Below are 9,692 nucleotides of genomic sequence, written 5' to 3'. Positions count from 1 at the left end.
CCCGCCGGCCTGTGGTTTGAGCGCGTCGTGTCGCGTGTGGTGTTGGTCGGCCTCGGTGGCCTGCTCGGTTCGGTGGCGCGCTACGAACTCGCCGGGTACGTGCAGCGGCTCAATGGATCGCTGTTCCCGCTGGGCACCCTCGCGGTCAACGTACTCGGCAGCTTCGTGCTCGGCCTGGTCGTTGCGCTCTCGCTCGAACGCGGCCTCATCAACGCGGAAGCGCGTCTCTTCCTTGGCGTTGGCGTCTGCGGCGGCTTCACCACCATGTCGACTTTCAGTTATGAAACCATCGCGTTGCTGCGCGATGGCAACACCGCCGCCGCCCTCGGCAACGTCGGCGCGACGCTGGTGATTTGCCTGCTCGCGGTGTGGCTGGGCGACACCGTCGCCCGCGCGCTCTGAGGTGTCCCATGAAAATCACTGGTGACGGCAAACTGCTCCGCATCTTCGTCGGCGAATCGGATCGCTGCGGCGGCCAGCCGCTGTACGAGTCCATCGTCCGCAAAGCCCGCGAACTAGGTCTCGCCGGCGCCACCGTGTGGCGCGGCATCGAAGGCTACGGTGCCGCCAGCCGCATTCACACCGCGAAGATTCTGCGGCTGTCGGAAGACCTGCCGATAATCATCGAGATCGTCGACACCGAAGAGAAGATTCGCAGCGCCCTGCCCGCGCTCGACGCCCTGATGGAAGCCGCCGGCGGCGGCGGCCTGGTCACACTCGAGAAAGCCGAGATCATCAAGTACACGCACGGCCGTTCGTCATGAGCGTCCGCACCGCCGCGCAGGTTCGCAACGCGCCGAGTCGCGTTCGCTACGGCGTGGTCGGCTTTACGCTCGCGCTGATCGCCGTCGCCTATCTCGATCGCATTTGCATCGCCACGGCCGCGCCGGCAATCAAGGCCGACCTCGGCCTCAGCGATACGCAGATGGGGTTCGTATTCAGCGCGTTCACGCTCGCCTACGCGCTGTTCGAAGTGCCGAGCGGCTGGTTCGCCGATCGATTCGGTGCCCGCATCGCGCTGACTCGCATCGTCGTATGGTGGTCGGCCATGACCGCCGCCACCGGGCTGGCGACGGGCTTTCTCTCGCTGTTCACCGTCCGGCTCCTCTTCGGCATGGGTGAAGCGGGAACGTTCCCGGCCACCGCGCGCGTGTTCGCGCGCTGGCTGCCGATCGCGCAACGCGGGCGCGTCTTCGGTCTCTCACTCATGGCCGGTGCCTTGGCCGGCGCCGCGACACAGCCGTTGGTGGTAGCCATGCTCGGCGTGATGTCGTGGCCACACGCGTTCGCCATCTTCGGTTGCGTGGGTCTGCTGTGGGCGGGCGCGTGGTGGTGGTGGTTTCGCGACGACCCGCACGTGCATCCCCAGGTCAACGCCGCCGAACGTCGACTGCTCACTGACGGTGGCGCACACACCTCAGTTGGTCACGTGCCGGTACCCTGGCGCTTGCTGCTGCGCAGTCGCACGCTGGTGATGCTGTGCCTGATGTACAGCGGCGCGATCTACGGCTGGTACTTCTACATCACCTGGCTGCCCACCTATCTGCTGCGCGCGCGCGGCTTCGATCTCAAGCAGACCGGTTGGCTCGCGGGGCTAGCGTTGGTCGCCATCGCCGCCGGCGTCGTCGCCGGTGGTTGGTTGAGCGATGCGCTAACCGCGCGCTGGGGCGCGCGCGTTGGGCGGCGCACGCCTGGAGTCATCGGCTTGCCGCTCGCGGCCGCCGCGGCGGTTGGAGCCGTGCTGACTGCTGATCCGCACACGTCGGCGCTGCTGCTCGCCGCCGCCGCCGGCCTCGCCGCGCTCGGAGTCGCCCCAGCGTGGGTTGTGTGTCTCGAAATCGGCGGCGCACACGCCGGCGTGGTCAGCGGCGCGATGAACATGTTCGGAAACCTCGGCGGAACGCTCAGCCCGGTCGTCGTCGGGATCTGCGTTGATCGCTGGGGTTCATGGAATGCGTCACTCTTGAGCGTCGCCGGCTTCTATCTCGTCGCCGCGGTCTGTTGGCTCGCCGTCGATCCCACGCAACGAATCGAAGTGACCGACCTCAAACTCGAAGGCGAGGAAAGAGTGTAACCGCCGATGTACGCAGATAGCCGCCGATTGGGCCCGGAGAGATCCGTTGGCCCCGATGTGACAATAGATCGGTGGGCGAATCTGGGAGGGCGAGCCTTCCGGCGAGCCGCCGGCGCGGCGATGATGCGGCAATGATGCGGCGGCTCGGCGGAAGCCTCGCCCTCCCCAAGACATCATCCTCAATGACGTGAAGAATGGCACGGCAAACCTTGCCCAACCGCGTAACTGGTGCCGGCAAACCGCAACCCCGCCGCCCGTGTTCTGTCACATCAGGGTTAGCTCCATCGAAACGCAATGAGTGATCAAGCGATGAATCGCGATGCACTCCGCATCTGCGTTCATCCGCGTGCATCGGCGGTTTCCTTTCCTTCCTGAATCGAGGCTAACGTGGTCGCGCCGTGCTCATTCGTATCGCAGCGCCGCCGCCGGTTCGAGGCGTGACGCCCGGCGCGCCGGTATGAGCGCCGCGAGGAGACAGACCGCGATGGCCGCCACCGCTACCGCCGCCGCTTGCAAATAGGGAACGTGCCGCTCCAAGGTCCAGCCCAGCAGATACGGAAACGTCGCGTCGACCCACAACGCACCCAACGCACCGCCGGCCAGGACCGCGAGCGCCAAGCCGAGACCACCCAGCAGGACACCTTCAAGCAAGACCATCCGCTGCACCTGGCGACGGCGGACGCCGATGGCGCGAATCGATCCCAACTCGCGCGTGCGCTCGGCGACATTCGCGGCCAGCGTATCGGCCATACCCAGCATCACGACCAGCAGCACCATCGCCGCCAGCACGTGCGCGGCGGCGAAGGCGCGGCGCACCTGGCTGGCAAAGAAGTCGATCAGTTCGCTGCACGACAGGATGCGCAATCCGTAGCGCCCGCCCAACTCGTGCGCGATCGTGTCGCGCACCGCCGCCACCGCGGTGCCGGGCACAACTTGCACGAAGGCATGGTTGATCTGCGTGTCGTGCCACGTGCGCTCGAACAGCGCGCGACTCATCTCGATCGTCCCGCGCGGCGAGATGAACACCATGGTGATGCCGGCGACTTGCAACGCCAGCGCACCGCTCGGCGTGTCGAGCGTGATCGTGTCGCCAACGTCGACCTGCAAGTGCAAGGCGAAGTTGCTCGACACAATCACCGCCTCGCCGCGCGCGACCGCCTCCCACACGTCGGTGGCGTGTCGTCCGAGCAACGGCAACTGCCCGAACGCGGGATCGCTGAAATAGCTGGGATCGAATGCGTCGATCGCAATCGGACCGTCTGCGTGATGCCAATCGATCACCCGTTCACCCGCCACCGCTTTCACGCCGGCAATGCCCTTCAAGTCGGCGAGCAACTGCTGATCGACCGGCGCTTCGAGAAAACCGGCGGCAATGTTCGACGAGGTCACGGCCAGATCGGCGCGCATCGCGCCGCTGAGCGAGTCGATCACCGACTGCTCGAAGCTGCGCGCCACCATCCACAGCCACAAGACGCTGCCGAGCCCAACGCCGAGCGTCCCCGCGGTGAGCGCCATGCGGCGCGGGTTGTGGAGCAACGCGGCAGCCGCAAAGCGCGCGCTCGGTCCACCCAGCGAACGAAACAGCGGCGACACGACAGCCGCCGCCAGTCCAAGCAGCGGTCGCGCGGCCAGCGCCGTGGCCACCGCGATCAGCGCGGTGGCGAACAGTCCCCAGACGGCCGACTGCGTGATCGATTGCAGTAGCGCGCATGCGATGATGGCGACCACGATGAGCGCGCGCATCAACCACATCGCCCGCGATGCCGGGCTCTCCTGTTCGACGCCGCGGCCACCGATCGTCGTCACCACGCCGAGCTGCGCGGCGCGCCACGCCGGCAGCGCCGCGGCCAACAGCGCCGCCCCGAGTCCGAGCACCGTGGCCAGGACGAGCGACGGCAGTGTCAGCGACACCTCGGCGTCCGGCGCGACCAGCTTGTACGCGACCGCTGTCGTCGTCGCGATCACTGGCAAGAGCAGTCGTGCCAGCGCGCGCCCGAGCACGATGCCGAGCCCGACACCGGCGGCGCCGAGGAGCAGGCTCTCCTTCACCAGTTCCCACCACAGCGTCCATTGCCGTACGCCGAGCGCGCGCATCACGCCGAGCTGCCAGGCGCGGCGTTCGAAGACCGTGGCCAGTCGATTGAACGCGATCAAGAACCCGGCCACCAAGCCAAGCGATCCGACGCCCTGCAGCACGACCTGCAGCGACTGCATCACCTTGTGCAAATCGATCTTGCGCTGCGCCGGCGCTTCGACACGCAAGCCCGCGGGCAACACCGCGGCGATCGCGTCGGCGATCTTGCTCACTATCTGGTCGCGGCCGACCACGACATCAATACGATTGATCATCTCCGGCTGCGTGAACATGCGCTCGGCGGCGTAGAGATCCATCACCGCCAAGTTGCCGCCGTACACGCGCGCCACCCCGACCGGCTCCAGCAAGGCGCGAATCGTAAAGTTGCGGCGACCAGTCGGCGTCACCAACGGGATCTGGTCGTTGACCGCCAGGCCCCGCCGCTCAGCGAACGGTCGCGTCACAATGATCGAGTCGGTCTGATTGAGAAACACCAGCGGGTCATCCATCTCTACGCCGCCCTCGTCGCGAGCGTCGTAAGTGCGGACCGCTTGTTCGTTGGCGATGTCGACGCCTTGGATGGTGACGAACTCCGCACTATCGTCGGCGGTAAACGCGGCCGCACTCACCACCGGCACGGCCAGCTCAACCCCCGGCACGGTGGACACCGTGGCCGCGATCGACTCGCCGAACACACCGCCCTCCCCCGCCGTCACTTGCAACGCGGCGCGACCGGCCATGGTGTCGATGACCTCGACGAAGGCGCGCAGGACAGCTCGGTTGACCAAATCGATCGCGCACACCAACCCGACGCCGCATGCAAGTGCGACGACGGTTAGCGCCAGCCGCGCGTAGTTCCCGCGCAAAAAGCGCACCGGCATCCGGAGACTGTAGGCTGTCACGTCGATTCGGCTCGCCGCGAGTAGCGGCGGCCTGACGATCGTTCTCAGCGAACCCTAACGTTGTGTCAAGATAGTTGTTGTGCGGCCGGTGGATCATCCTGAACGCAGCGCACGAACGTCTCGGCACCGTAGGGGCGATGCATGCATCGCCCTCCGTTCTCTGCCGGTCTGCTAATTCGCGGGCGACGCATGCGTCGCCCCTACCGGGACAGGCTTTGCGCACGAACGCCCTCGATACGATCGCTTCGCGATCCGCTCGGGCAAATGGGTATTGGATTCCCTAACAACAACCGGTTCCCCGAGTAGCAGTCCTGAGAGTAGAAGCCGAAGACTTCGTACCCAAGGGCTGCGTATCGAGGGGCGAGGTCAGTCTGCATCCGGGACCTCCCACCGCCGTGCGGTCAGTGTGTCTCGTCGCGGTCTCGGAGTGTCAGGATCTCGCCCAAGGTCAAGTACGTGTCGAGAAAGAGGCACCGCGCTTCCTCCGCGGTGACCTCATCGTGCACCCCTGCGCAAACGCGGTCATACAGGTTGGTCAGTGTTTGGCGGATGCGAGTTCGCCTCGAGTGGCTCGAGGTCTTCTCGCGCACGTACTGATTGAGACGATTCAGAGCATGCTTCGCGTCCAATTTCACCTCGTTACCCTCGACTTCAACGGTCTTGTCGGACGCGGGATACACGGAGTCTGCGAAATCGTCGATCATTCGCCGACACGTAATCAGCGCCTGACTGACGGCCTCTCGATTACCCTCTGCCAACCGGTCACAGATGGAAGCGACTTTCTCTAGGGCATCCGCACAACGAGCTGCGAGAAGCGCATCAACCTCCTCCTTCCGCTGTTCGAATATGCTCTCTGCCATGCCGCTGAAGACACTCTCGTAGTAGAGGCCTGCTGCGAAACTGTGGATCAGCGCCAAGACCGTGGTCCGTATAGTGCGGAGATGCGAGATCGCACCTATGTGCTCGCGCGCTTCTGCAACGTTGTGTGGCGCGACGCCCGCAAGCCTCCGTTCGTGAGCACTGATCTCAGCATCGCAGGCACCGAGCGGGCCCCAGCGGGCCTTGTTGTTGATGGGATCGATCCAACGCCGTGTGTGCGTGAGGTACTCGCGCGAAACCGCCTCTTGGAGGTTGTAGCCGCGTTGTTCACACGTCAGCCAGTGTTTCGTGTTCTCGGGAGCATTGGACATCTGGGCGAGGCGCGAGGCCTTGAGCACGATTGATTCCGGAGGGAGCCGACTGTCTTCGATGTCCTTGATCAACTCGCGAGCCAAGTCCCGGACGTGAATGCTCTTGCTGACAGGGTCCGCAGCTTTGTCGGTTTGACCCAAGGTCCTGTCACCTTGAATGGACGTGTCTGCCGCGGCAACCATGGTCTCCAGTTCGGCCGTGACCGCGCGCAGCACGCGCTCACGGCCAAGCTTCGTGCCGTTGAGAGGGTACGAAGACAGGATGCTTTGGGCATGTTTGCGCAACCTGCCCTCCTGCGCATCGATCTGGGCCCCCAAAGATCTCACTGCGAACTCTCGCAGGTATTCCAGCAGCTCGGTTCGGGAAAATCGCTGAGTTGCCGGCAACGCTAGGCACTTCTTCACCACTGCTAAGAATGCGTGTTGTCGTTCGCGCGTGTCGCGCTCGAATTCCTGCTCGATCGGGCGAATGGCGACCCCACTCGACGCCAGGCCCCTGCGGGTCAAGTCCGCGCTTTTCCGCCGCAAGCTCTCTTCAAACTTCACGTTGAGTTCGTGAAACGCGTCGTCCAACAGGGGCTGGATGGTCTTGGCTAACTGCATGATCCGCGATTAGCACACGCCGCGGCGCACTACGACTGCCCTGGAACGTTGCGGACGAGGTCGTGTTGCCCGAGGCACTGTCGTCAGACGCTGGCAAGGGCGGATGCTCAGAATGACAAGTTCAAACACACCTCGCTACCCGCTCCCCGCGACCTTCCCTCGGACCGGCTCGATCGTGTATGTCAGCCGGCGTGACGGAGGCAGGATGAGATGCGGGCATTGATGTGGGCCGCGGTGGCGGCGGCGGGGGCGTATGCGATCGGCACCCTCGCGATCTGGCGCGGCGAAACGGTGAACGCGGTGTGGTTCGTGATCGCCGCGGTGGCGGTTTATTCGATCGCCTACCGTTTCTATGGTGCGTTTCTCGCGGCGAAGTTGTTCGCACTCAGCCCGGAGAATCGGACGCCCGCCGAGCGCATCAACGACGGGCGCGACTTCGTACCGACTAACCGCTGGGTGGTCTTCGGCCATCACTTCGCCGCCATCGCCGGGCCCGGTCCGTTGATCGGGCCGACGCTCGCCGCGCAGTTTGGCTATTTGCCCGGCACGTTGTGGATCCTCGCCGGCGTCGTGCTCGGCGGGGCGGTGCAAGACTTCTGCATCTTGTGTGGCAGCCTGCGACGCGACGGTCGCTCGCTCGGCCAGATGGCGAAAGATGAAATCGGGCCTTTGGGCGGCTTCGCCGCGCTGGTCGGCGTGTTCTCGATCATGATCATCCTGATCGCCGTGCTCGCGCTGGTGGTCGTCAACGCGTTGCGCCACAGCCCCTGGGGAACGTTTACGGTCAGCGCGACGATCCCCATCGCGATGATCATGGGCTGGTATATGAAGGTGATCCGGCCGCACGACGTGAAGGGCGCCACGGCGATTGGATTGATCCTGCTCGTCGGCGCGCTCGTCGGCGGTCGCTGGGTGGATCAGCATCCATACTTCGCCGAGATGTTCACGCTCAACGCCACGCAACTGGCGTGGGCGATCATCCTGTACGGCTTCGCGGCGTCGGTCGTGCCGGTGTGGCTGCTGCTGGCGCCGCGCGATTATCTCTCCACCTTCGTCAAGCTCGGGACCATCGGCGCGCTGGCGATCGGCATCATCGTGATGCGCCCGGAGATTCAGTTGCCGGCGCTCACCCGCTTCATCGATGGCACCGGACCTATCTTTGCCGGCAAAGTGTTTCCGTTCTGCTTCATTACCATCGCCTGCGGCGCGATCTCCGGATTCCACTCACTCATCGCATCGGGGACGACTCCCAAACTCCTCAGCGAGGAAACCGACGCGCCCATGATCGGCTACGGCTGCATGCTGCTCGAATCATTCGTCGCGATCATGGCGATGATCGCCGCCGCGGCGTTGCAGCCGGGGATATACTTCGCGATCAACAGCCCCGCCGGCATCGTCGGTGCCGATCCGGTGGCCGCCACAGCGACCATTTCCGCGTGGGGATTTCCGGTCACGGCGCCCGAGATGGAGACGTTGGCGACAGAGATCGGCGAGCACTCGTTGTTCGCGCGCACCGGCGGCGCGCCGAGTCTCGCGGTCGGGATGGCGCACATCTTCGCGCGCACACTCGGCGGCGGCGCGTTGGCGTTGTGGTACCACTTCGCGATCATGTTCGAGGCGCTGTTCATTCTCACCACGCTCGACGCCGGCACGCGGGTCGGCCGCTTCATGCTGCAAGACTTGCTCGGGCACCTGTGGGAACCGCTCGGCCGCACCAGCTCGTATCCGAGCGTGCTGCTCACCAGCACCATCGTCGTCGGCTCGTGGGGTTACTTCCTCTATCAAGGCGTGATTGATCCGCTCGGCGGCATCAACATCCTGTGGCCGCTGTTCGGCATCTCGAATCAGTTGCTCGCCGCGATCGCGCTTGCGGTCGCCACGACGTTTCTGATTCGCGGCGGCAAGGTTCGCTATGCTTGGACAACCCTCGTGCCGCTCGCGTGGCTCCTCGCGGTGACGATGACCGCCGGCTACCAGAAGATCCTGTCACCCGATCCCACGATCGGTTTTCTTGCGCAGGCCGACAAGCTCTCCGCGGCACTCGACGCCGGCAGCGTCGTGGTGGCAAAGATCGGTGAAACCCGCACGCAGATTTTCAACCTACGGCTCGACGCAGCGGTGACGGCGTTGTTCATGACCTTGGTCGGCTTGATCATGATCGAAGCGTCGCGCGCGTGGTACCAGATGTTGCGGGGACCAGAGGCTTCGCCGTTGATAGGAGCGGTCAGCGAAGGTTGAGGATGCGGTCGAGAGCGACGAGGCTCCGTCGTCCGGGAGATGAATCTCCCGGCTAAGGAGAGTAAGCCCGGTAAACCGGGCTCGATGTTTAGCATGGCGTATTGGCGGCTTCACTATCATCTGATCTGGGCAACATACCGGCGGCTACCGTTGATCGACGGCGATCGCGCGCAGGTTATCGACAACGTCATCCGCGCCAAGGCTCGGGAGCTACGGCTCGTCCTTCACGCGCTCGGACACGTCGAGGACCACGTTCACGTCGTGATATCGATTCCGCCGACGATGCCCATCGCCGAATGCATACGACACCTCAAAGGCGCGAGTTCTCGTGCCGCCAACCGCAGGCCGCCAGATCCCGCGTTCAAGTGGCAAGAGGGGTACGGCGCATTGACGATTGGCGAGCGCTCGCTGCCGAAGGTCATCGCGTATGCGACCAACCAAGCGGAGCACCATCGAGCCGGAACGGTGATTCCATTGTATGAACGCTCAACCGATATCGGTCCCCTCAGCACCGAGTCGGCTTGAGCCGACTTCCAGGCGCGTCAGCCGGGGAATTCATTCCCCGGATCTGGACTCAGGATGCTTCCGTGCCCGGGAACGTCACCGGCAAG

General features: G+C 64.7%; 7 protein-coding genes. 5 read left to right on the top strand and 2 right to left on the bottom strand.

Annotated elements, in window-relative coordinates; translation table 11 throughout:
- The first annotated feature begins 27 nt into the window (after positions 1–27).
- Genes crcB through HYR72_16940 form a run of 3 tightly spaced genes read left to right on the top strand, consistent with a single transcriptional unit; the run spans position 28 to position 2,074 of the window.
- On the top strand, positions 28–402 hold the full coding sequence (gene crcB, locus HYR72_16950) for a fluoride efflux transporter CrcB (GenBank protein MBI1816668.1): 375 nt from the start codon (positions 28–30) through the stop codon (positions 400–402).
- An 8-nt stretch (positions 403–410) separates the two neighbouring features.
- Complete coding sequence (locus HYR72_16945; protein MBI1816667.1) at positions 411–764, top strand: DUF190 domain-containing protein; 354 nt, start codon at positions 411–413, stop codon at positions 762–764.
- Entirely contained in the window at positions 761–2,074 is a 1,314-nt protein-coding gene (locus HYR72_16940; GenBank protein ID MBI1816666.1) for an MFS transporter, read from the top strand. The genes HYR72_16945 and HYR72_16940 overlap by 4 nt, the downstream gene beginning before the upstream one ends.
- A gap of 402 nt (positions 2,075–2,476) precedes the next feature.
- Here HYR72_16940 and HYR72_16935 read toward each other — a convergent pair whose 3' ends face one another.
- Positions 2,477–5,050 carry an ABC transporter permease gene (locus HYR72_16935; protein ID MBI1816665.1) on the bottom strand — a complete coding sequence of 858 codons (2,574 nt, stop codon included), beginning with the start codon at positions 5,048–5,050 and terminating at the stop codon, positions 2,477–2,479.
- A gap of 401 nt (positions 5,051–5,451) precedes the next feature.
- Positions 5,452–6,843 carry a hypothetical protein gene (locus HYR72_16930; protein MBI1816664.1) on the bottom strand — a complete coding sequence of 464 codons (1,392 nt, stop codon included), beginning with the start codon at positions 6,841–6,843 and terminating at the stop codon, positions 5,452–5,454.
- 210 nt (positions 6,844–7,053) lie between these two features.
- Between HYR72_16930 and HYR72_16925 the strand changes: the two genes are divergently transcribed.
- Positions 7,054–9,081 (top strand): carbon starvation protein A, encoded by a 2,028-nt coding sequence (locus HYR72_16925; GenBank protein MBI1816663.1) that lies wholly within the window; start codon positions 7,054–7,056, stop codon positions 9,079–9,081.
- Between the two features lie 93 nt (positions 9,082–9,174).
- Positions 9,175–9,606: an IS200/IS605 family transposase gene (gene tnpA / locus HYR72_16920; protein MBI1816662.1), complete on the top strand. Its 432-nt coding sequence runs from the start codon at positions 9,175–9,177 to the stop codon at positions 9,604–9,606.
- The last annotated feature ends 86 nt before the right edge of the window (positions 9,607–9,692 follow it).

It is taken from the genome of Deltaproteobacteria bacterium (assembly GCA_016178705.1).
Taxonomy (GTDB): Bacteria; Desulfobacterota; Binatia; order HRBIN30; family JACQVA1; genus JACOST01.
Note: the sequence above shows the minus strand (reverse complement) of the source record. Positions and strands in the feature narration are given on the sequence as shown.